Here is a 21,397-nt window from a genome sequence, read left to right on the forward strand (position 1 = left end):
CGCCCCACCCGGGCGGGCGCGCCGGAGACCCTCGCCCGGCCGAGCGGCGTCCCCGGCCCGGGCCGCCCGGGCGCCCCGCCGCCCGCGCGTCCGGCCGGGGTCGACGGCCTCCGCGCCGGACGGGCCCCGGGCATGGGAACGCCTGCCGGGAGGCGATCCCGGCAGGCGTCGAGACGGCGCATCGGCCGCGCCGCGGGGGCGCGGCCGGCAGGCTCAGGCGGCCCGGGTCTGCGCCAGCGTCGGGTAGTCGGTGTAGCCCTCGGCCCCGCCGCCGTAATAGGTGGCGGCGTCGCCCTCGTTCAGCGGCGCGTCCGCGGCCAGCCGCTCGACGAGGTCCGGGTTGGCGATAAAGGGGCGGCCGAAGGCCACCACGTCCGCCGCGCCGCTTTCGACCGTCTTCATCGCGAGATCCCGGTCATAGCCGTTGTTGGCCATGTAGGCCCCGTCGAACAGCTTGCGCAGCGCGGGGATCGAGCGCCCCTCGGCCAGCTCCCGCGGGCCGCCGGTCTGGCCCTCGACCAGGTGCAGATAGGCCATGCCGCGCCCCGCCAGATGCGTGCCGATGGCGTGGGAGAAAGTGGTCATCGGGTCCGAATCCAGCAGGTCGTTGGCGCCCGAGAAGGGCGACAGGCGGATGCCCACCCGCCCCGCCGGGATCGCCCCGGTCACCGCGTCCACCACCTCGCCCAGCAGCCGCGCCCGGTTCTCGACCGAGCCGCCGTAGGCGTCGTCGCGCCGGTTGATCCCGTCCTTGAGGAACTGGTCGATCAGGTAGCCGTTGGCGGCGTGGATCTCGACCCCGTCGAAGCCCGCCTCCATCGCCCGCTCCGCCGCGCGGGCGTAGTCGGCGACGACGCCGGGGATCTCGTCGGTGCGCAGGGCGCGCGGGGCCGAGGTCTCGACGAAGCCGCGGTCCTTGAGGAAGGTCTTCACCGCCGCCGGCGTGGCCGAGGACGACACCGGCGCCTCGCCCCCCGGCAGCAGCTCGGAATGCGAGATCCGGCCGACGTGCCAGAGCTGGATCACGATCCTGCCGCCGCGCGCGTGCACGGCCGAGGTGATCGCCTTCCAGCCCTCGACCTGCGCCGGCGTGTAGATGCCCGGCGTCATCGCATAGCCCTTGCCGCGCGGCGAGATCTGGCTCGCCTCGGTGATCAGCAGCCCGCCCGAGGCGCGCTGGGCGTAGTATTCGGCCGCAAGCGGGCTCGGCACGCCGGTCGCGTCGTCCGCCCGGTTGCGGGTCAGGGGCGCCAGCGCGATGCGGTTGGCGATCTCGATGTCGCCGAGGCGCGTCGGCGTGAAGAGGGGATGGGTCACGGGGGGATTCCTTTTATGGACCGGACATTCCAGAATTGAGCGCGACCCTTCGTCCGGGCGGATCGCGAGGGCGGGATTTCAGGCGCCGAGCAGCCTCCGCGCCTCCCGGCGCAGGCTCTCCACCGCCTCGTCGGAGGCGCCCGACTTGCGCATCACCCCGGCCCCCAGGGCCAGGGCGTAGGCGGCGCGGGCGCGCTCGGGGGCCTCGGCCTCGCCCACCAGGGGGGCTGCGAGGGCGGCGAAGTCGTCGACCAGGCGGTCCCGGTGGCCGGCGACGATGGCCAGGACGTCGGGGTCCCGCGCGCCGAGCTCGGCCGCCGCGTCGCCGATGAAGCAGCCGGTGGCGGCCACCTCGACGTCGAAATGCCCGTCGATCGCGGCCCGCGCCTGGGCCGCGGGCGGATCCCCGGGCCGGGCCAGCGCGCGCAGCGAGGCGCGATGGCCGTCGCACCACCGCTGCAGCACCGCCAGCATCGCGCCCCGCTTGGAGCCGTAGGCGTTGTAGAAGGAGGACCGGCTGAGGCCCGCGGCCGAGATCAGCTCCTCGACGCTGGTCGCCTCATAGCCCCGCTCGCGGAACACCTGCGTCAGGGCGGCGAGCACGCCGTCGGGATCGTAGCCGCGCGGCCGCCCCGGCCCGCAGCGCCGCTCGGCGCAGGCGGCCGGCCAGGCGGCCGGGAGGGGGGATATCGGGGGCGCGTCGCTCATGAGCGGGATATTGGAACGCCCGTTCCTCAATGCAAGGCGCCCGCGCCGCGCGCCCCCGAAATCCGCCCAGCGCCTCCCGATGAGATCGCCTCGCGCCGTCCGCCCCCGGCGCCCCGGCGCGACGTCGGCCCCCCGCGAGAGCGCCTGTTCTCCGGAGCCGTCCGTCGCTGATGCCGATCAGAGCGACTCGCCCGCCCCGGTCAAGGATCGCGCAGCGACCCGGCGAAGCCGGGCTTGTCCTTGACCGGCGCGGGCGAGTCGCTCAGGCATCTTCAGCGATGGACGGATCCGGAGGACAGGCGCGGGGCCTTGTTCTTGGGTGAGTTCAGAAGCGCCCTCCGCGGGCGCCAGCCCGCCGCGCGCCCCGCGCGCGCACGCCAGGCCCGCCCGCAGGGCGCCTCCGGCCCCTTTTCCCAGGATCAGAGCGCCAGCGCCACCAGCACCGCCCCCGCAAGCCCGCCCAGCAGCCCTGCGACCACGCCCACCGCGATCGCCCGGCGCAGTTCCAGCCCCTGGTCCGCGACCCGGATCGGCTCGTCCTCGGCGAGCTTGGTCAGCAGCTTCTCGGCCATCTCCGGCATCCGCGGGCCGAAACGCGAGAGGACCTTGAAGGTCGCCTCCAGGTCGCGCTTCACCGCCTTGGGACCGATGTTGGCCTTCATCCACTCCTCGACCACCGGCTGGGCGGCCTTCCACATGTTGAGGTTGGGGTCGAGCGTGCGCGACACCCCCTCGACCACCACCATGGTGCGCTGCAGGAGGATCAGCTCGGTCCGCGTCTCCATCCCGAAGCGCTCGGTCACCTCGAAGAGATGCGCCAGCAGCCGGGCCATGGAGATGCGCGAGGCGTCCTGCCCGAAGATCGGCTCGCCGATCGAGCGCAGGGCCTGGGCGAAGGTCTCGAGGTCCTGGTCGGCGGGGACGTAGCCGGCCTCGAAATGCACCTCGGCGACCCGGCGGTAGTCCTTCATCAGGAAGCCCAGCAGGATCTCGGCGTAGACCCGGCGGGTGTAGGGGTCGATCCGGCCCATGATGCCGAAGTCGAGCGCCACCAGCGTCCCGTCCTTCGCCACCTTCAGGTTTCCCTGGTGCATGTCGGCGTGGAAGAAGCCGTCGCGCAGGGCGTGGCGCAGGAAGCTGCGGATGATGAAGCGGCCCAGCTCCGGCAGGTCCAGGTCGCGGGTCGCCAGCAGGTCGACGTCGCCCAGCGGGTCGCCGTCGACCCACTCCAGCGTCATCATCCGCTTGGCCGACAGGCCCCACAGGACGGAGGGAACGCGGAAGCCCGCGTCGCCGGCGGTGTTGGCCTTGAACTCGGCCGCCGCCGAGGCCTCCAGCCGCAGGTCCAGCTCGGTGGTGACCACGCCCTCGAAATGCCGGGTGACGGCGGTGGGGCGCAGGCGGCGGGAGGAAGGGGCCAGGACCTCGATGGTCCGGGCGATGAAGTGGAAGGCCTCGACGTCCTTGCGGAAGGCCCGCTCCACCCCCGGCCGCAGGATCTTCACGGCGACGCGGCGGCCGGTCTCGCGTTCGATCGCCGGGTGCACCTGGGCGATGGAGGCGGCGGCGACCGGGGGGCCGAACTCCGAGAACGCCTCCTCGACCGGGCGGCCCAGCTCGTGCTCGACCGTGGCGCGGGCCTCGGCGTCGGGGAAGGGGGCGATGCGGTCCTGCAGCACGCGCAGCTCGCGCGCGAGCTTCGGCCCCGCCACGTCGGGCCGGGTCGAGAGGGTCTGGCCGAACTTCACGTAGGCCGGGCCCAGCGCGGTCAGCGCCCGGACCACCGGCGGCAGGGCCGGGTCGCCCTTCAGGCCCAGCGGGCCCAGCGGCCAGCCGAGGATGCGCGCCGCCACCCGGATAGAGCGCGGGGCGTCCAGCGCGGCCAGCGCCTCCTCCATCGCGCCGGTGCGCTGGAAGGTGGCGCCGGTGCGCGCCAGCCGCCAGAGATTGGCGAAGACGCCCATGCTCAGATGCGCCAGCCGGAGTGGATCGCCGCCACGCCCATCGTGTAGTTGCGGTAGCTGGCGCGCGAGAAGCCGGCCGCCTTCACCATCTCCAGGAAGGTGTCCTGATCGGGGAACCTGCGGATGGATTCCACCAGGTACTGGTAGCTGTCGCGATCCCCCGTCACCGCCTTGCCCATCGCCGGGATCACCGAGAAGGAGTAGGCGTCGTAGGCCTTCTGCAGCATCGCGTCGGTCATCTGGGAGAACTCGAGGCACAGCAGACGCCCGCCGGGCTTCAGCACCCGGTAGGCCTCGTTCAGCGCCTCCTGCGGGCGGGTCACGTTGCGGATGCCGAAGGCGATGGTGAAGGCGTCGAAGCTGCGGTCGGGGAACGGCAGGGCCATCGCGTCGCCGACCACCCAGTCGAGCTGCTCGGCGAAGCCCTGCGCGTCGGCGCGGCGGCGCCCCTCCTCCAGCATGTCGGCGGTCAGGTCGCAGACCGTGGCGTGCCCGTCGCCCTTCAGCCGCTTGAGAAAGCGGAAGGAGATGTCGCCCGTCCCCCCCGCCACGTCCAGCAACTTCATGCCCGGCCGCGGCGCCATCCAGTCGATCAGCGCGTCCTTCCACAGCCGGTGCACGCCCCCCGACATCAGGTCGTTCATCAGGTCGTAGCGCGCCGCGACCGAGGAGAAGACCCCCCGCACCAGCCCCGCCTTGTCGCCCTCGGGCACCTCGCGGTAGCCGAAATGCGTGGTGCCCTCTGCGGCCTCCCGGGCCGTCAGGGCGGGGGGCGTGGCCCCCTTGTCATTCTCGGTCGCGTCCGTCATGGCGTTTCCCTTAGCCGAAAGGAGCGCGCGCAGGAACATGCCCGAGCTGCCCGAAGTCGAGACGGTGCGTCGCGGGCTGGAGCCCGTGATGACCTCCGCCCGCCTGACCCGCGTCGAACAACGCCGCCCGGACCTGCGCTGGCCCCTGCCCGAGCGCTTCGTCGAGCGTCTGACGGGCGCCGAAATCCTGCGCCTGCGCCGCCGCTCCAAGTACATCCTCGCGGATCTTTCGACCGGCGAGACCCTGCTGATCCACCTCGGCATGACCGGCCGGATGCTGATCGGCCAGGAGGTGCAGGGCGAGTTCGTCCACGACCCCGGCCTGCATCCGCAGCACGACCATGTGGTCTTCCACCTGTCCCTCGGCGAGCGCGCGGCCCGCGTCACTTTCAACGACGTGCGCCGCTTCGGGGCCATGGACCTGGTGGCCGAGGGGGCGGAGGCGCAGCACTGGCTGCTCGCCTCGCTGGGGCCGGAGCCGCTGGGCAACGGCTTCGACGCGCAGCTCCTGCGGGAGAGGTTCGCGGGCCGCAAGGCGCCGGTGAAGGCGCTGCTGCTGGATCAGCGAATCGTCTGCGGCCTGGGCAACATCTACGTCTGCGAGGCGCTGTGGCGGGCCGGCATCGCCCCCGCCCGCGCCGCCGGGCGCATCTCCCGCGAGAGGCTCGAGCGCCTGGCGCAAGCGGTGCGCGAGGTGCTGGTCGAGGCGATCGAGGCGGGCGGCTCCAGCCTGCGGGACTATCGCCAGGCCTCCGGCGAATTGGGCTATTTCCAGCACGCCTTCGCGGTTTACGGTCGCGAGGGGGAGCCCTGCCGGCGCGAGGGCTGCCCCGGCGTCGTGGCCCGCATGGTGCAGTCGGGCCGCTCGACCTTCCACTGCCCGCGCTGCCAGACGTGACGTGACGACCCCCGGGGAAGACCCCGCCTTGAACGCCCGGCGGCGCTCCGTTAACACCCGCCGGCCGGCTTCAAGGAGGGCGAAGCCGCCCCGCCAGAGGGACCGCAGCAACGGGAGGGGCCGATGGCCTACGCCAACCTGATCGTAGAGACCCGGGACCACGTGGGTCTCGTGAAGCTCAACCGCCCCGACGCGCTGAACGCGCTGAACCAGGACCTGCTGACCGAGCTGGGCGAGGCGCTCGCCAAGTTCGACGCGGACGACAAGATCCGCTGCATCGTGCTGACCGGCTCGGCGAAGGCCTTCGCCGCCGGCGCCGACATCAAGGAGATGTCGGACAAGACCGCGCCCGAGATGTTCAAGCTCGACTTCTTCGCCGAGGGCTGCCGCGCGATCGAGCGCACGCGCACCCCGATCATCGCCGCGGTGGCCGGCTACGCGCTGGGCGGCGGCTGCGAGCTGGCGATGCTGTGCGACTTCATCCTCGCCGCCGACACCGCCAAGTTCGGCCAGCCCGAGATCAACCTGGGCGTCATCCCCGGCATGGGCGGCACCCAGCGCCTGACGCTGGCGGTGGGCAAGGCCAAGGCGATGGAGATGTGCCTGTCGGGCCGCTTCATGACCGCCGAGGAGGCCGAGCGCTCGGGGCTCGTCAGCCGGGTGATCCCCGCCGACAAGCTGCTGGACGAGGCGCTGGCCGTCGCCGCCAAGATCGCCGACAAGTCGCCCCTCGCCACGATGGCCGCGAAGGAGGCGGTGAACCGCGCCTTCGAGACCAACCTGACCGAGGGCGTGATGTTCGAGCGCCGCCTGTTCCACGGGCTGTTCGCCTCCGAGGACCAGAAGGAAGGCATGGCCGCCTTCATCGAGAAGCGCGAGCCGCAGTTCCGCGGCCGCTGACCCGGGCCCCGGGGGCGCCTTCGGGCAACCCCGGTCCGGACGAATCGCGGAGCGGATTCGGACGTGGGGGAAGAGGGCGAGTCGGCCCGTCCCGCTCCGGGCCGTTCCGCCAGCCCTCTCGCCGGGAATCGGCCTGTGGGAAAACAGCGACGGCGGAAGGGTTTGGCCGAAGGCCGCCGCTCCGCCGTTGACCCTTCGCGGGCCGACGTGTATACGCCGCGCCTCACGTTAGAACGAGCAGAACTCGGGAATCACAGATGGCCAATTCGCCGTCCGCACGCAAGCGCATTCGCCAGATCGAGCGCCGCACCGCGGTCAACAAGGCTCGCCGGAGCCGCATCCGCACTTTCCTCCGCAAGGTCGAGGAAGCGATCGCCAAGGGCGACGCGACCGTGGCCGCCGAGGCGCTGAAGAGCGCCCAGCCGGAAATCATGCGGGGCGTCACCAAGGGCGTGCTCCACAAGAACACCGCGTCGCGCAAGGTTTCGCGCCTGGCGTCGCGCGTGAAGGCCCTCTCGGCCTGATCGTCCGGCCGGGCCTCGCCCGGCCTCCCGGACAACGAGACGTAACCGATGCCCAGGCATCGCGCCGGTCGGCATGACCGACCGGCGCGTCTTGTCGTGGCGTCATGGTTTCGACGTCCCGATGTCATGTTCCTGATTTCGTCCTGTTGCCAGCGACGGGGCCTCGCGCCTAAAGTCTAGGGGCGCTGTTCGAGGGACAGGGAACAGCCTTCAAGCAAATTCGCAGAACTGAACGCTCGGGGCGAAAATATTCGCCACGGGATGGATTTGGTTTTGCTATGCTGCACTGCAGCGAGTATCGAGGGCCGGCCGTGATGACTCAATCACTTGAGCGAAAATCCGCCGCGCGACTTGCGAGCGCCTTGCGGGACTTCGGGACGGCCGCCTACCATACCGCCGATTCCACCGGGACGGCTTGAGGGAGACACCAAGGTGACGCAGGAAACGGGCTCGATCGCGGGCATTCCCCAGCTGGCTCCGGCGCAGGCCTACGAGGTCCTGTCCGGCGGCGACGCCGCGCTGGTGGACGTGCGGACGCGGGCGGAATGGGCCTGGGTCGGCCTGCCGGACCTGTCGCCCATCGGGGCGCAGCCGGTCCTGGTCGAATGGCAGCGCTACCCCGACATGACCCGCAACCCCGCCTTCGTCGAGCAGGTGCTGGGCGCGCTGGGCGACAAGGCCCCCGCGAAGCTCCTGTTCCTGTGCCGCTCCGGCGGCCGTTCCCAGCAGGCCGCGCTCTCCGTCGCCGCGGCGCTGGCCGAGAAGGGCGTCGCCTGCGAGTGCTGCAACGTCGCCGAAGGGTTCGAGGGCGACCTCGGCCCCGACAACCACCGCGGCGGCGTGAACGGCTGGAAGGTCCGCGGCCTTCCCTGGGTCCAGAGCTGACCTGACGCGGCGCCCGTCCCGGACGGCGCCCCAACGCCGTCCGGGGCGGCCCCAAGCCGCCCCGCCCGCCGCCTGACCGTCCAGGGCGCCCCCGCCGCCCCTGAGGAGACCGAATGCCCGCCATGACTTCCCCGGATGGCCCGGCGCACGGCCGCCCCGCATACCCGTCGTTCGAATCCCCCCGCTCCTGCCCGCCGGCGCTGGTCGCCGCCTGGGACCGGGCCAAGGGACGCGTGCGCGACGAGATCGGCGAGGCGTTGCACGACAGCTGGATCGCCAACCTCGAGATCGAGGGCGCCGGGCAGGGCGTGGCCAAACTGACCGCGCCGACCGGGTTCATCGCCGAATGGGTCGACCGCTACTACGCCGAGAGCCTTCTGCGCGCCCTGCGCGCCGAGCTGCCCAACCTCCAGCGCGTCGACCTGCGCGCCGCCCCGCGCGGCGCGGCGCCCGAGGCGTCCGAGGCCCCCGCCCCGCGCCGCGAGGCCTCGCGCCCCGCGCAGGCCGCGCCCGCGGTGCGCGACGCGCTCGCCTCCGCCACGGCCGCCCGGCGCGAGGCGGAGCCCGCGCCCGCCCCTGCGCCCAGGCCCGCCGAGGCCCGGACCGCCGCTACCACCGATCCGGGCGAGTCGCCCTCGATCCCGCTGGACCCGCGCTTCACCTTCGACCGCTTCGTGGTCGGCAAGCCCAACGAGCTCGCCCACGCCGCCGCGCGCCGCGTGGCCGAGGGCGGGGACGTGACCTTCAACCCGCTGTTCCTCTATTCCGCCTCGGGCCTGGGCAAGACCCACCTGATGCACGCCATGGCCTGGCGCCTGGCCGAGTCGCGCCCCGAGGCGAAGGTGGTCCTGCTGACCGCCGAGCAGTTCATGTACCGCTTCATCCAGGCGCTGCGCTCGAAGGACATGATCGGCTTCAAGCAGATCTTCCGCTCGGTCGACGTGCTGATGATCGACGACGTGCAGTTCATCGCCGGCAAGGACTCCACCCAGGAGGAATTCTTCCACACCTTCAACGCCCTGGTCGATCAGGGCAAGCAGGTGGTGATCTCCGGCGACCGCAACCCGGTGGACATGGAGCACCTGGAGGAGCGGATCCGCTCGCGCCTGCAGTGGGGCCTGGTCGTCGACCTGCACCCCACCGACTACGAGCTGCGGCTGGGCATCCTGCAGTCGAAGCTGGACCTGCTGCAGGCCTCGCACCCCGAGGTCGTCATCCAGCCCCGGGTGCTGGAGTTCCTGGCCCACCGCATCAGCTCCAACGTCCGCGTGCTGGAAGGCGCGCTGACCCGGCTGACCGCCTTCGCCTCGCTGGTGGGGCGTCCGGTGGACCTCGACATGGCGCAGGAGTGCCTGGCCGACATCCTGCGCGCCGCGGACCGCAAGGTCACGGTGGAGGAGATCCAGCGCAAGGTCGCGGCCCACTACAACGTGCGCCTGACCGACCTGCTCTCGCCCCGGCGCGCCCGGGTGGTGGCCCGACCGCGGCAGGTGGCGATGTGGCTCGCCAAGACCCTGACCTCGAAGAGCCTGCCCGACATCGGCCGGCGCTTCGGCGGGCGCGACCACACCACGGTGATCCACGCCTGCAAGACCATCGAGAAGCTCAAGGAAACCGACAGCCAGATGGCCGAGGACCTCGAGCTCCTGCGCCGCATGCTCGAGGGCTGAGGCCCGCCGCCTCCAGAGGCGCCGCGCCCGCCGGTCGCGACGGCCGGCGCCCGTGCCGCCCGCGCGAGGCCGCCTCCGTGCAGGGGAGAGCGTCTCCCTCGCGGAGGAAACCGCGACCGCCCCCGCGACGGGTCTCGCCTCCGTGGCGGAATCCGCTCCGGCGGCAGATCCTGCCTGAGCCGTCGAAGAGGCCGCCTCCTCGGCGGCCCTGGGCCGGGCCATCCCAACGAGAGCGACCGGGCCCGCTCGACGGATGGACCGGGTCCCGCCCCGCTCCCTCGGCCCGATCCGGCTCGCGGCCTCCGCCGACCGCTTCCGGCCGGGCGCCCCGCCCGGCGCGGCTCAGGCGGCCCGGCGGGCGCGCGGCGTCTCCCCGACCTTGAACTCGGCGACCCTCGCCTGCACGGCGCGGGCCGAGTCGGTCATCCGCTCGGTCCGGCGCACGGCGTCCTGGGCCATCTCGGCATTGCGCTGGGTGGCCTGGTCGAGGCTGGCGACCGCCTGGCTGATCTCCTCGATCCCGGAGGTCTGCTCGGCGCTGGCGGCGCTGATCTCGGCGATGGTGCGCTCCAGCGTCGAGACCGCGTCCACGATCTCGGTCAGCGAGCCGCCGGCGCGCTTGGCCGAGGCGACGCCCTCGGCGACCTGCTTCACGCTCGCCTCGATCAGCCCCTTGATGTCGGAGGCCGCGTCGCCCGAGCGCTGGGCGAGCTGGCGCACCTCCGCCGCGACCACCGCGAAGCCCTTGCCGGCCTCGCCCGCGCGGGCGGCCTCGACGGCGGCGTTCAGGGCCAGCAGGTTGGTCTGGAAGGCGATGCCGTCGATCACCGAGGTGATCTCGGCGATGCGGGCCGAGCTCGCCTCGATCCGCTCGATGATCGCGACGGTGTCGGCGACCACCCGGCTGCCCGCCGCGGCGCTGCCCGAGGCGCGGCGCGAGAGATCGGCCGCCGCGCCCGCGTTCTGGGCGTTGCCGCGCACCGTGGCCGCGATCTCCTCCATCGTCGCGGCGGTCTCCTCCAGCGAGGCGGCCTGCCCCTCGGCCCGGCCGGCGAGGTCGCCGGCGTCGCCCGCCATCTCGCGGGCCAGCGCCACGATCGCGCCGGTCCCGTCGCGGGTCTCGGCCACCAGCTGGGCGAGGCGGGTCGCGGCGGCGTCGAGGTCGTCGCGAAGCTCCGCGAAGGCGCCCGAGAAGCTGCCGGTCATGCGCGCGTCGAGATCGCCCTCGGCCACCCTGGCCAGCGTCGCGCGCGCCGCGCCGACGCCGGTCTCGACGCTTGCCAGCATCCGGTTCATGCCCGAGGCCAGCGCCTGCAGCTCGGCGTCGTCGAAGCGGGCGGAGACCCGGCGCGAGAAGTCGCCGGCCACCGCCGAATCGACCACCGCGCCGAAGCTCTCGCCCAGTTCGCGCATCATCTCCGCCCGGCGCCGCGCGGCCTCGGCGGTCTGCGCCGCCTGGGCGGCTTCGGTCTCGCGCAGGGCGCGCTGGGTGTCGCGGAACACGGCCAGGGCGCGGGCCATGGCCCCGATTTCGTGGCGATGCTCGGCGCCGCGGATCTCGACCGAGAGATCGCCGCCCGCCAGCCGCTCCATGTCCGAGGCGGCGCCGCGCACCGCCCGGCCGATCGAGCCGCCGACCGCGGCGGCCACCCCGATCGCGAGGACCAGCGCCACCGCCGCGCCGATCGCGACCGCGGACTTGCCCGCGGCGGCGGAATCGCTCGCGTCGACGGCGAGCCCGGTCTGCCGGTCGACCACGCGGCGCTTGAGCTCGGCGGTCACGTCCAGCAGGCCGGGGCCGGCGACGTTCAGGCGCTGCTCGAGGATCGCCCGGCGGGCCTGGGCGGCGGCCTCCACCGGGTCGATGGCGGCGGCGGCGGCCTGCACCGCGGCGACCCCGGCCTCGGCGTCGCCGGGCACGTCGGTCTGCGCGGCCACGTAGGCGGCCCGGCGAATGGCGCGCTCCGCCGCCTCGTAGCCGGCGCGGGCGGCGTCGAGCGCCGCGCCGTCGCCGGAGGCGCGGAAGGCCGTCAGCTCCACCTCGGCGGTCAGCAGCAGCCGGCGCACCTGCTCGGTCGCCAGCAGCACCTCGTTGGCGCGCGGCTCGAAGGCGGTGCGCCCCTCGGCGCGCACCGCCAGCCCCTCCATCTCCTGCGAGGCGGCCCGGCGCGCGGCCTCGGCCGCCTCCATCGCCTCGGTCCCGAGCTGGGTCTGCACCCGCAGGTCGGCGAAGCCCGCGCCGTATTCGCGCGACAGCCGCGCCGCCTCGCCGAGCAGGCGCGTCTCCTCCGGCCGGTCGGCGAGGGCGGTCGCCAGGGCGGCGATCACCTGTTGCTGCTCGGCCACGTGGGCGACGATCGTCTCCACGTCCCCGGGGTCGCCGAAGGCGAGGTAGCGGAAGGCCGCGACGCGCATGTCCGCCACCTCCCGCACCAGGAGGTCGAGGGCGAGGTTGCGCTCGCTCGCCGCCGCGACCGAGTCCACGGCGCGGTCGATGCGCTGCATCGTGAGCCCCGAAACGGCGGCCAGGGCCATGACGACGACGATGGTCGCGGCGAAGCCGCCTGCGATGCGCTGGAAGATGCTGAGGCGGGCGAGCATGGCTTGGCTCCGGTCCGGGATGCGGAAGGGCGGCGAGGTCCGTCGCCCAGCGCATAACCGCTCCTGGTTTCCGGAACCTGAACGCGGCGCCCCGGAACGCCTCCGCCGGGCGGTTTCCGCTGCGAATCCCCCGCCGGCGCCGCGACGCGGCGCCTCCGCGGGCGTCGCGACCGTTGCGCCCGCCGCGCCAGCCGCTAGTGTGACCCTCCGAACAATCCGCGCCCTCCCGCCCCGGCGCCGCGCGCCTCGCGCGCGTCCGGCGGAGAGGGCCATCCGACCCGGCGGGGGACCATGAAGATCAGCGTCGAAAGGGCGGCCCTCCTGAAGGCCATGAGCCGCGCACAGGGCGTCGTCGAGCGCCGCACCACCATCCCGATCCTGTCGAACGTGCTGCTGGAAGCCTCGGGCGACACGCTGTCGATCCGCGCGACCGACCTCGACGTCGAGGTGCTGGAGCAGATCCCGGCGCTGGTCGAGCAGGCGGGCGCCACCACCGCGCCGGCGCACATGCTCCACGACATCGTGCGCAAGCTGCCCGACGGGGCGCAGGCGAGCCTGATCGACGACCCGGCCTCGGGGCGTCTCGAGGTCCGCGCCGGCCGCTCGGACTTCAAGCTGGCGACGCTGCCGCGGGAGGATTTCCCGGTGATGGCGTCCGCCGACTACGCCTGCGATTTCGAGGCGCCGGCGAAGGTGCTGCGGCGGCTGTTCGACAAGGCCAAGTTCGCGATCTCGACCGAGGAGACGCGGTATTACCTCAACGGCGTCTACATGCATGTCGCCGACGGGGCCGAGGGCAAGGCGCTGCGCTGCGTGGCGACCGACGGACACCGGCTGGCGCGGGTCGACGCGCCCCTGCCGCCGGGCGCCGAGTCGATGCCCGGCGTGATCGTGCCCCGCAAGACGGTGGGCGAGCTGAACCGGCTGCTCTCGGACGACGAGGCGGTGATCCAGGTCGGCGTGTCGGAGACCAAGGTGCGGTTCCGGGCGAACGGCGTGTCGCTGATCTCGAAGGTCATCGACGGCTCCTTCCCCGACTACACCCGGGTGATCCCGCAGGGGAATCCCAAGCGGATGGAGGTGGACGCGGCGGAGTTCGCCTCGGCCGTCGACCGCGTGGCGACGGTGAGCTCGGAGCGCTCGCGCGCCGTGAAGCTGGCGCTGAGCGAGGACCGGCTGGTGTTGTCGGTGAACGCCCCCGACAGCGGCGCCGCGACCGAGGAGGTGGCCGTCGCCTATTCCGAGGACCCGCTCGAGATCGGCTTCAACGCCCGCTACCTGCTGGAGATCGCCGGCCAGGTGGACCGCGAGAACGCGGTGTTCCTGTTCAACAACTCCGGCGACCCGACCCTGGTGCGGGAGGGCGACGACGAGAGCGCCGTCTACGTCGTCATGCCGATGCGGGTCTGAGGACCCGGGGACTCCATACCGACGCGCGCCCGGCGGGGGCCGGGTTCCCCGGCCCGGAGGCGCCCTGCGGGCGGGCTCGGCTGCGTCCCGCCCGTGGCGGAGCGCGGGCTTTTCCCCTCGGGCGAGGCGCATGACCCACGTCTCCACGCTGGCGCTGTCGCACTTCCGATCCCACCGCCTGGCGCGGCTGGCGCCGGGCGGGCGCTCGGTGGCGCTGTTCGGACCCAACGGGGCCGGCAAGACCAACCTGCTGGAGGCGCTGTCGCTGCTCTCCCCCGGCCGCGGCCTGCGCCGGGCGGAGGGCGAGGCGCTGGCGCGGAGGCCGGAGTCGCTCGGCTGGCGGGTGCAGGCGGTGGTGGAGACCCCCGACGGCCCCCATGAGGTCGAGACCGGGGCCGAGGCGCCCGGCGCCTCGCGCCAGGTGCGCCTCGACGGCAAGCCCGCGCCGCAGGTGCGGCTGGGCTCGCTGCTGCGGATCGCCTGGCTGACCCCCTCGATGGACCGGCTGTGGACCGAGGGCGCGGCGGAGCGGCGGCGCTTCCTCGACCGCACCGCCATGGGCTTCGATCCGGACCACGCCGAGGCCGCGCTCGCCTACGAGAAGGCGATGCGCGAGCGCAACCGGCTGCTGAAGGACGACGTGCGCGACGCCCGCTGGCTGGACGCGCTGGAGGCGCGGATGGCCGCCTCGGGCGCCGCGGTGGCCCGGGCCCGGGCGGTGGCGCTGGCGCGCCTCGCGCAGGCGCAGGCCGGGGCCGAGACCGCCTTCCCCGCCGCCGAGCTCGCGCTGGAGGGCGACCCCGACGCCGCCGTCGCCGCGGCGCTGGCGGCGGGAGAGGCGCCCGAAGGGGCGCAGGCGGCGGCGGAAGCCTCGCTCCGCTCGGCCCTGGCCTCCGGCCGGGGGGCGGACTACGCCGCCGGCCGCACGCTGGCGGGGCCGCATCGCACGGACCTGAAGGCGGTCTATTCGGCCAAGGGGATCGAGGCGCGGCTCTGCTCGACCGGCGAGCAGAAGGCGCTGCTCATCTCCCTGATCCTCGCCACCGCCCGGGCGCTGGCGGCGCAGACCGGCACGCCCCCGGTGCTGCTGCTCGACGAGGTCGCGGCCCATCTCGACGAGGCCCGCCGGGCCGCGCTCTACGCCGAGATCCGGGCGCTCGGCGCCCAGGCCTGGATGACGGGGACCGAGGCGCATCTCTTCGACGCGCTCGGCGACGAGGCCCTGCGCGTCACGGTCGCCGAGGGTCCCGACGGCTCGCGCACCACGCTGCAGGACTGAAGCGCCGCCGCCCCGCGGCCGCGGGGTCACGACGCGAGACGCCGCGGGCTCGCGCCCCGGCGCCGCCCCCCCCCGACGCCTGCCGATCCCGCGCGCCCCTCCCGTTCCCCGGGGGCGAAGCCGTCGACGGGGACGCAGGGCGGGGCGGTCGCGGCCGCGCAGCGGACGCGCCGGGGCGCCCGCGTCCTGCACGCCTCGGCGCCGGCGCGAACACCGCTCGCCTCGCGCCCGCCGCGCGCCTATCCTCCGCCGGCAGCCAGGGAGGCCCCCATGAAGTTCCGCGACAAGCTGGCCGACCCGGCCCGCGCGCTCTCGATCCAGTTCGCCACCATTCCCAGCCCGGTGGTCACGCAGGCCATCGCCGCCGCCGGCGCCGACGGCGTGCTGATCGACATGGAGCACGGGGCCGTCGACTGGGCGACCTGCCATGCCATGATCGCCGCCACCCAGGGCTTCGACTGCTCCCCCGCCGTGCGGATCTCGAAGATCGACGAGGCCGAGTGCAAGCGCGCCCTGGACATGGGGGCCGAGGGCATCTGCTTCCCCTTCGTCAACACCCCCGAGGACGCCGCCCGCTGCGTCGCCGCCCTGCGCTATCCGCCCGAGGGAACCCGCGGCTGGGGCCCGTTCCTGGCGTCGTCGCGCTGGGACGCCCCGCTCTTCGACTACCAGCCCCGCTTCGGCGACCGCCCCTACGGCTACTTCACCCTGGAGACCGCGCAGGCCGCGGAGAACGCGCAAGCCATCCTCGCCACCCCCGGCGTCGACATCGCGGTGATGGCGGCCTTCGACCTTTCCTCCGACCTCGGCCTCGCCGGCCGGTTCGACCACCCCGACTTCCTGGCGGCGGCGAAGAAGATCGAGGACGCGGCGCTCGCCGCCGGCGTGCCCCTGGCGGGCGGCGCCCGCGACGAGGCCCAGATCCGCGCCATGAAGGCACGCGGCTACCGCATCTTCGCGAATTTCGACGTGCTGATGCTCAAGGCCGCCGCCGCCGCCCAGGCCGGCTGGGTCAGGGGCTGATCCCGCCCCGAGCCCCCGCGCGCATCCGCGCCCATATCTAAAGAACGCGCGCGCGTGCGCGCGTGGACTTCGCCCCCCGCCCCGGATAAGGTGCCCGCGCCTACCAGGGAACAGGACGAGCATGAGCGACGAGGCCCAGCCGGGCGCCGAATACGGCGCGGATTCCATCAAGGTGCTCAAGGGGCTGGACGCGGTACGCAAGCGCCCGGGCATGTACATCGGCGACACCGACGACGGGTCGGGCCTGCACCACATGATCTACGAGGTCGTGGACAACGCCATCGACGAGGCGCTGGCCGGCCACGCCGACCGGGTGACCGTCACGCTGCATGCCGACGACTCGGTCTCCGTCTCCGACAACGGCCGCGGCATCCCGGTGGAGATCCACAAGGAAGAGGGCGTCTCGGCGGCCGAGGTCATCATGACCCAGCTGCACGCGGGCGGGAAGTTCGACCAGAACTCCTACAAGGTCTCCGGCGGCCTGCACGGCGTGGGCGTCTCGGTGGTGAACGCCCTCTCGGACTGGCTGGAGCTGCGCATCTGGCGCAACGGCAAGGCCCACTACGCCAAGTTCGAGCATGGCGCGACCGTCGAGCCCCTGCGCGTCACCGGCGACGCCGAGGGCCGCAAGGGCACCGAGGTGCGCTTCCTCGCCAGCCTCGACACCTTCTCCAACCGCGACTTCGTGTGGAAGACGCTCGAGCATCGCCTGCGCGAGCTCGCCTTCCTCAACTCCGGCGTCCGGATCCTGCTGACCGACGAGCGCAGCGCGGAACCGCAGGTGGAGGAACTCTACTACGAAGGCGGGATCGAGGCCTTCGTGCGCTATCTCGACCGCTCCCGCACGCCGCTGATGACCGCCCCCGTGGTGGTCAAGGGCGAGCGCGACGGGATCGAGGTCGAAGCCGCCCTGTGGTGGAACGACGGCTACCACGAGACGGTGCTGCCCTTCACCAACAACATCCCTCAGCGCGACGGCGGCGCCCATCTCGCGGGCTTCCGCGGCGCGCTGACCCGCACGATCAACGCCTATGTCGCCTCCTCGGGCATCGCCAAGAAGGAGAAGGTCTCGCTCACCGGCGACGACGCCCGCGAGGGGCTGACCTGCGTGCTCTCGGTCAAGGTGCCCGACCCCAAGTTCTCCTCCCAGACCAAGGACAAGCTGGTCTCGTCGGAGGTGCGCCCGGCGGTCGAGAACCTGATGAACGAGAAGCTCGCCGAGTGGTTCGAGGAGAACCCCAAGGAGGCCCAGAACGTCGTCGGCAAGATCGTCGAGGCCGCGCTTGCGCGCGAGGCCGCCCGCAAGGCCCGCGAGCTGACCCGGCGCAAGACCGCGATGGACGTCGCCTCCCTGCCCGGCAAGCTCGCCGACTGCCAGGAGAAGGACCCCGCCAAGTCCGAGCTGTTCATCGTGGAGGGCGACTCGGCCGGCGGCTCGGCCAAGCAGGGCCGGCACCGCGGCAACCAGGCGGTGCTGCCGCTGCGCGGCAAGATCCTCAACGTCGAGCGCGCGCGCTTCGACAAGATGCTCGGCTCGGACCAGGTGGGCACGCTGATCACCGCGCTCGGCACCGGCATCGGGCGGGACGAGTTCAACCTCGACAAGCTGCGCTACCACAAGATCATCGTGATGACCGACGCCGACGTCGACGGCGCCCACATCCGCACCCTGCTGCTGACCTTCTTCTACCGGCAGATGCCCGAGCTGATCGAGGCCGGCTACCTCTACATCGCCCAGCCGCCCCTCTATAAGGTCACCCGCGGCAAGTCCGAGGTGTATCTGAAGGACGAGCGGGACCTGGAGAACTTCCTGATCCGCGAAGGCTCCGCCGACGCCTCGCTCGAGCTCGCGGGCGGCGAGGTGCGGGCCGGCCCCGACCTGCTGGCCGCGATCGACGAGGCGCGCGCCGCCCGGGCGATCCTCAACACCTTCCCGACCAACTACCCGCGCTTCATCCTCGAGCAGGCGGCGATCGCCGGCGCCTTCGCGCCCGAGGCTTCGGCCGACCCGCAGGGGACCGCGGCCCGGGTGGCGCAGCGCCTCGACTCCGTCGCCCCCGACACCGAGCGGGGCTGGCGCGGCGAAGCGATCGCCGACGGCGGCCTGCGTCTGGTGCGCACCCTGCGCGGCGTGACCGAGACCCGGACCCTCGACGGCCCGGTGTTCCGCGCCGCCGAGGCGCGCCGCCTCGCCTCCGTCGCGCCGAAGCTCGCGGAGGTCTACGGCGGCGGCGGCACCACCGATCCCGACGCCCCGGCGCCGGTGGTGGCCCCCGTCACCCTGCGCCGGAAGGAGCGCGGCTACCCGGTCCGCGGCCCGCTGGAGCTCCTGGACCTGGTGATGGCCGAGGGCGAGCGGGGCCTGTCGCTGCAGCGCTACAAGGGTCTGGGCGAGATGAACCCGGGCCAGCTGTGGGAGACGACGCTCGACCCCGACGCGCGCACCCTCCTCCAGGTCCGGATCGATGACATGGAGGACGCCAACGACATCTTCGCCCGCCTGATGGGCGACGTCGTCGAGCCGCGCCGCCAGTTCATCCAGGACAACGCCCTGAACGTCGCGAACCTCGACGTCTGAGGCGCCCCCGCACGACCGAGAGGCCCCGGTTCCGCGCCGGGGCCTTTCGCATTCCGGCGCCCCCGCGGGCGCCCGCGGCGACCCCGCCGATCCCGGGCCGCCGCCTGCCCCGCGCCCCTGACCCGCGCCCCTGACCCGCGCGACGTCGCCGCAGCCGCCGGCGGGCACGGGTTGCGTTCATTCGACCTGTGGCAGTGTCGCGATGTGAAATCGTGCCGCCGCGTTGCGCGGAGCGCGCCGATCCTGCCCGTCGTCCCGGCGATTTCGGCCCGGACGCCTCCGACGCCGCCGCCCGTGAACCGCCCCGAAAGGACACGATGACGCCCACCGAAGCCTATGACGCCCTGCTCTACCACGCCCGCCGCATCTCGGCGCTGGAACAGGCCGCGGGCCTGCTCGCCTGGGACCAGGAGACGATGATGCCCCCGCGCGGCGGCGCGCAACGGGCCGAACAGATGGGCGCGCTCGCCGCGGTGCTGCAGGAGCTGCGCACGGATCCCCGGCAGGAGGACTGGCTGGCGACGGCGGAGGGGCTCGACGACCCGGCGCCCGACGTGCGGGCCGACCTGCGCGAGATCCGCCGCGACCTGACCCGCGCCGCCCGCCTGCCCGCCGGCCTCGCCGAGGCGCTGGCGCGCGAGCGCTCGGCCAGCCACCAGATCTGGGCGCAGGCCCGCGCCGACCGCGACTTCGCCGCCTTCGCCCCCGCGCTCGGCCGCGTGCTGGCCCTGCGGCGGGAAGAGGCGCAGGCGGTGGCCGACCCGGGCCAGGACCTCTACGACGCGCTGCTCGACCACTACGAGCCGGGCGCCAGCGTCGCGCAGATGGAGCCGGTCTTCGCCCGCCTGCGCGAGGGGCTGACCGGGCTTCTGGACCGGATCCGCGGGTCCTCGGTGCGGATGCCCAAGATTTCGGGCGCCTTCCCCGAGACGGCGCAGATGGCGCTGGCGCACGAGCTGGCCGGGCACTGCGGCTACGACTTCGCCTCCGGACGGCTGGACCGGGCGGTGCATCCGTTCTCCTCCGGCTCGGGGGGCGACGTGCGCATCACCACCCGCGTCGATCCCGCCAATCCGACCGAATGCCTGTTCGCCACCCTGCACGAGACGGGCCACGCGCTCTACGAACAGGGCATCGCGGCGGAGCTGCACATGCGCCCCGCCGGCGGCCATGCCTCGATGGGCGTGCACGAGAGCCAGTCGCGGTTCTGGGAGAACCACGTCGGCCGCTCCGCCGCCTTCGCCCCGTTCCTGCGCGACCGCATGAAGATCGCCTTCGGCGGCCTCGGCCTGCGCTCGGCCGACGCGCTGTTCGCCTCCGTCAACGCGGTGGCCGCCGGCTTCATCCGCACCGCCTCGGACGAGGCGCAGTACGACCTGCACATCCTGATGCGCTTCGACCTGGAGCGGGCGCTGCTCTCGGGCGACCTGCCGGTCGAGGATCTGGAGATCGCCTGGGCCGACCGGTTCGAGGCGGACTTCGGCCGCCGCCCGCCCCACGCCGGCCTCGGCTGCCTGCAGGACGTGCATTGGTCGGAGGGGCTGATCGGCTACTTCCCGACCTACACGCTGGGCAACCTCAACGCCGCCGCGCTGGCCGCCGCCCTGCGTCGGGACCTGCCGGATTTCGACGAGATCCTGCACCGGGGGGACCTGGCCGAGCCGCTCGACTGGCTGCGCGAGAAGGTGCACCGCCACGGTCGGGTGATCCCGGCGGGCGAACTGATGGCGCAGGCCTGCGGCGGTCCGGTGGACGAGGCCCCGCTGCTCGCCCATCTGGAGGCGAAGTTCGGCGCGATCTACGCCCTCTAGCGGGGGCTCACCCCCTCGCCGGGCGGCGGGAGAGCTGCACCAGCAGGATGCCCACGGTGACGATCCCCACGCCCAGCAGGTCGCGGGGGCCCAGCGTCTCGCCCAGCAGCAGGGCGGCGACGGCGACGCCGAGGCAGGGGTTGAGGAAGTGGAAGGCGGCGGCGTTGGTCGGGCCGATGCGGCGCACCAGCAGGAACCAGACCAGCGTCGCCAGGATCCCCGAGAACAGGATCGAATAGCCCAGCCCCAGCAGCATCGGCAGCGACCAGGTCACGTCGGCCACGCTCTCGAACGCCAGCGCGAAGGGGGCGAGGCCGACGCCCCCCACCAGCATCTGCAGGCCCACGATCATCAGCACGTTGGGCCCCGGCGAGACGCCGCGCACCACCAGCGTGGCCACCGCCAGCGCCAGCGCGCCCAGGGCCGCGAGGCCGACGAAGAGCGGGTCGGCCCCGCCCTCGATCCGCGCGCCCATGATCACCGCGACGCCCGCGAAGCCCAGCGCGAGCCCGGCCGCGCCGAGGCGCGAGGGCCGCTCGGACAGGAAGGCCCAGGCGCCGGCCGCCACGAACAGCGGCAGGGTCGAGGCGATGATCGCCGCGAGCCCGCCGTCGATCCGGGTCATCGCCAGGAAGTTGAGCCCCAGGTAGAGGCTGTTCTGGCAGAGCCCGAAGACCACCACCAGGCCCCACTGCCGGCGGGTCAGCCGCGCCGACTGCCCCATGGCCGCGGCCAGCGCGCAGGCCAGCAGGCCCGCGACCGCGAAGCGCGCGGTCAGGGCCAGGAACGGCGGCGCGTCGGCCACCACGAACTTCGCCGCGGTGAAGGCCGAGGACCACAGCATCGCGAAGCCCAGCCCCATCAGCATCGCCAGCGGATCCAGCCCTGCCCAGCGGGTCTGCGGGGCGGCCTGGGCGGCGGCGGCTTCGGGGGCGGGAGCGGGGGCGTCGGTCATCCTCTCCGCCCTAGCACTTCCGCGACGCCGCCGCCAGCGAGAGCCCGTGCGGCCGCCCTGCGCGC

At 73.5% G+C, this 21,397-nt stretch carries 16 protein-coding genes; 10 read left to right on the plus strand and 6 right to left on the minus strand.

All coding sequences use genetic code 11. The features are described from left to right. Positions 1 to 213 precede the first annotated feature (213 nt). From BM064_RS09440 to ubiE, 4 genes are all read right to left on the minus strand, one after another. A complete protein-coding gene (locus BM064_RS09440; RefSeq protein WP_092859515.1) occupies positions 214 to 1,317 on the minus strand; it encodes an alkene reductase in 1,104 nt (367 codons plus the stop codon). Positions 1,318 to 1,395: 78 nt separating this feature from the next. Further along, on the minus strand, positions 1,396 to 2,025 hold the full coding sequence (locus BM064_RS09445; protein ID WP_092859516.1) for a TetR/AcrR family transcriptional regulator: 630 nt from the start codon (positions 2,023 to 2,025) through the stop codon (positions 1,396 to 1,398). A 419-nt stretch (positions 2,026 to 2,444) separates the two neighbouring features. Beyond that, complete coding sequence (ubiB, locus tag BM064_RS09450; protein WP_092859517.1) at positions 2,445 to 3,989, minus strand: 2-polyprenylphenol 6-hydroxylase; 1,545 nt, start codon at positions 3,987 to 3,989, stop codon at positions 2,445 to 2,447. 2 nt (positions 3,990 to 3,991) lie between these two features. Then, on the minus strand, positions 3,992 to 4,798 hold the full coding sequence (gene ubiE / locus BM064_RS09455; RefSeq protein WP_092859518.1) for a bifunctional demethylmenaquinone methyltransferase/2-methoxy-6-polyprenyl-1,4-benzoquinol methylase UbiE: 807 nt from the start codon (positions 4,796 to 4,798) through the stop codon (positions 3,992 to 3,994). A 37-nt stretch (positions 4,799 to 4,835) separates the two neighbouring features. Here ubiE and mutM point away from each other — a divergent pair, with 37 nt between their 5' ends. The 5 genes from mutM (at position 4,836) to dnaA (ending at position 9,675) form a co-directional block, all read left to right on the plus strand. Further along, positions 4,836 to 5,696: a bifunctional DNA-formamidopyrimidine glycosylase/DNA-(apurinic or apyrimidinic site) lyase gene (mutM, locus tag BM064_RS09460; RefSeq protein ID WP_092859519.1), complete on the plus strand. Its 861-nt coding sequence runs from the start codon at positions 4,836 to 4,838 to the stop codon at positions 5,694 to 5,696. Positions 5,697 to 5,819: 123 nt separating this feature from the next. Then, the gene (locus tag BM064_RS09465; RefSeq protein ID WP_092859520.1) at positions 5,820 to 6,596 is read left to right on the plus strand and encodes an enoyl-CoA hydratase; all 777 of its coding nucleotides are present in this window, start codon (positions 5,820 to 5,822) and stop codon (positions 6,594 to 6,596) included. Between the two features lie 257 nt (positions 6,597 to 6,853). Beyond that, on the plus strand, positions 6,854 to 7,120 hold the full coding sequence (rpsT, locus tag BM064_RS09470; protein ID WP_092859521.1) for a 30S ribosomal protein S20: 267 nt from the start codon (positions 6,854 to 6,856) through the stop codon (positions 7,118 to 7,120). A 432-nt stretch (positions 7,121 to 7,552) separates the two neighbouring features. Further along, positions 7,553 to 8,005 carry a rhodanese-like domain-containing protein gene (locus BM064_RS09475; protein WP_245779108.1) on the plus strand — a complete coding sequence of 151 codons (453 nt, stop codon included), beginning with the start codon at positions 7,553 to 7,555 and terminating at the stop codon, positions 8,003 to 8,005. Positions 8,006 to 8,118: 113 nt separating this feature from the next. Further along, positions 8,119 to 9,675 carry a chromosomal replication initiator protein DnaA gene (gene dnaA / locus BM064_RS09480; RefSeq protein WP_245779109.1) on the plus strand — a complete coding sequence of 519 codons (1,557 nt, stop codon included), beginning with the start codon at positions 8,119 to 8,121 and terminating at the stop codon, positions 9,673 to 9,675. A gap of 342 nt (positions 9,676 to 10,017) precedes the next feature. Here dnaA and BM064_RS09485 read toward each other — a convergent pair whose 3' ends face one another. Further along, positions 10,018 to 12,276 (minus strand): methyl-accepting chemotaxis protein, encoded by a 2,259-nt coding sequence (locus tag BM064_RS09485; protein ID WP_177236199.1) that lies wholly within the window; start codon positions 12,274 to 12,276, stop codon positions 10,018 to 10,020. 291 nt (positions 12,277 to 12,567) lie between these two features. Between BM064_RS09485 and dnaN the strand changes: the two genes are divergently transcribed. The 5 genes from dnaN (at position 12,568) to BM064_RS09510 (ending at position 20,377) form a co-directional block, all read left to right on the plus strand. Continuing rightward, on the plus strand, positions 12,568 to 13,686 hold the full coding sequence (dnaN, locus tag BM064_RS09490) for a DNA polymerase III subunit beta (protein WP_092859523.1): 1,119 nt from the start codon (positions 12,568 to 12,570) through the stop codon (positions 13,684 to 13,686). A 130-nt stretch (positions 13,687 to 13,816) separates the two neighbouring features. Further along, positions 13,817 to 14,965: a DNA replication/repair protein RecF gene (gene recF, locus BM064_RS09495; protein WP_092859524.1), complete on the plus strand. Its 1,149-nt coding sequence runs from the start codon at positions 13,817 to 13,819 to the stop codon at positions 14,963 to 14,965. 270 nt (positions 14,966 to 15,235) lie between these two features. After that, positions 15,236 to 15,988, plus strand: a complete 753-nt coding sequence (locus tag BM064_RS09500; RefSeq protein WP_092859525.1) for an HpcH/HpaI aldolase family protein — start codon at positions 15,236 to 15,238, stop codon at positions 15,986 to 15,988. Between the two features lie 121 nt (positions 15,989 to 16,109). Further along, positions 16,110 to 18,566, plus strand: coding sequence for a DNA topoisomerase (ATP-hydrolyzing) subunit B (gene gyrB, locus BM064_RS09505; RefSeq protein ID WP_092859526.1), 2,457 nt, complete (start codon positions 16,110 to 16,112; stop codon positions 18,564 to 18,566). 317 nt (positions 18,567 to 18,883) lie between these two features. Beyond that, complete coding sequence (locus BM064_RS09510; protein WP_092859527.1) at positions 18,884 to 20,377, plus strand: carboxypeptidase M32; 1,494 nt, start codon at positions 18,884 to 18,886, stop codon at positions 20,375 to 20,377. Between the two features lie 7 nt (positions 20,378 to 20,384). Here the strand turns inward: BM064_RS09510 and BM064_RS09515 are convergent, their stop codons facing one another. Further along, positions 20,385 to 21,332, minus strand: a complete 948-nt coding sequence (locus BM064_RS09515; RefSeq protein WP_342741362.1) for a DMT family transporter — start codon at positions 21,330 to 21,332, stop codon at positions 20,385 to 20,387. Between the last annotated feature and the right edge of the window lie 65 nt (positions 21,333 to 21,397).

The sequence above is a fragment of the Albimonas pacifica genome (assembly GCF_900113695.1).
Taxonomy (GTDB): Bacteria; Pseudomonadota; Alphaproteobacteria; order Rhodobacterales; family Rhodobacteraceae; genus Albimonas; species Albimonas pacifica.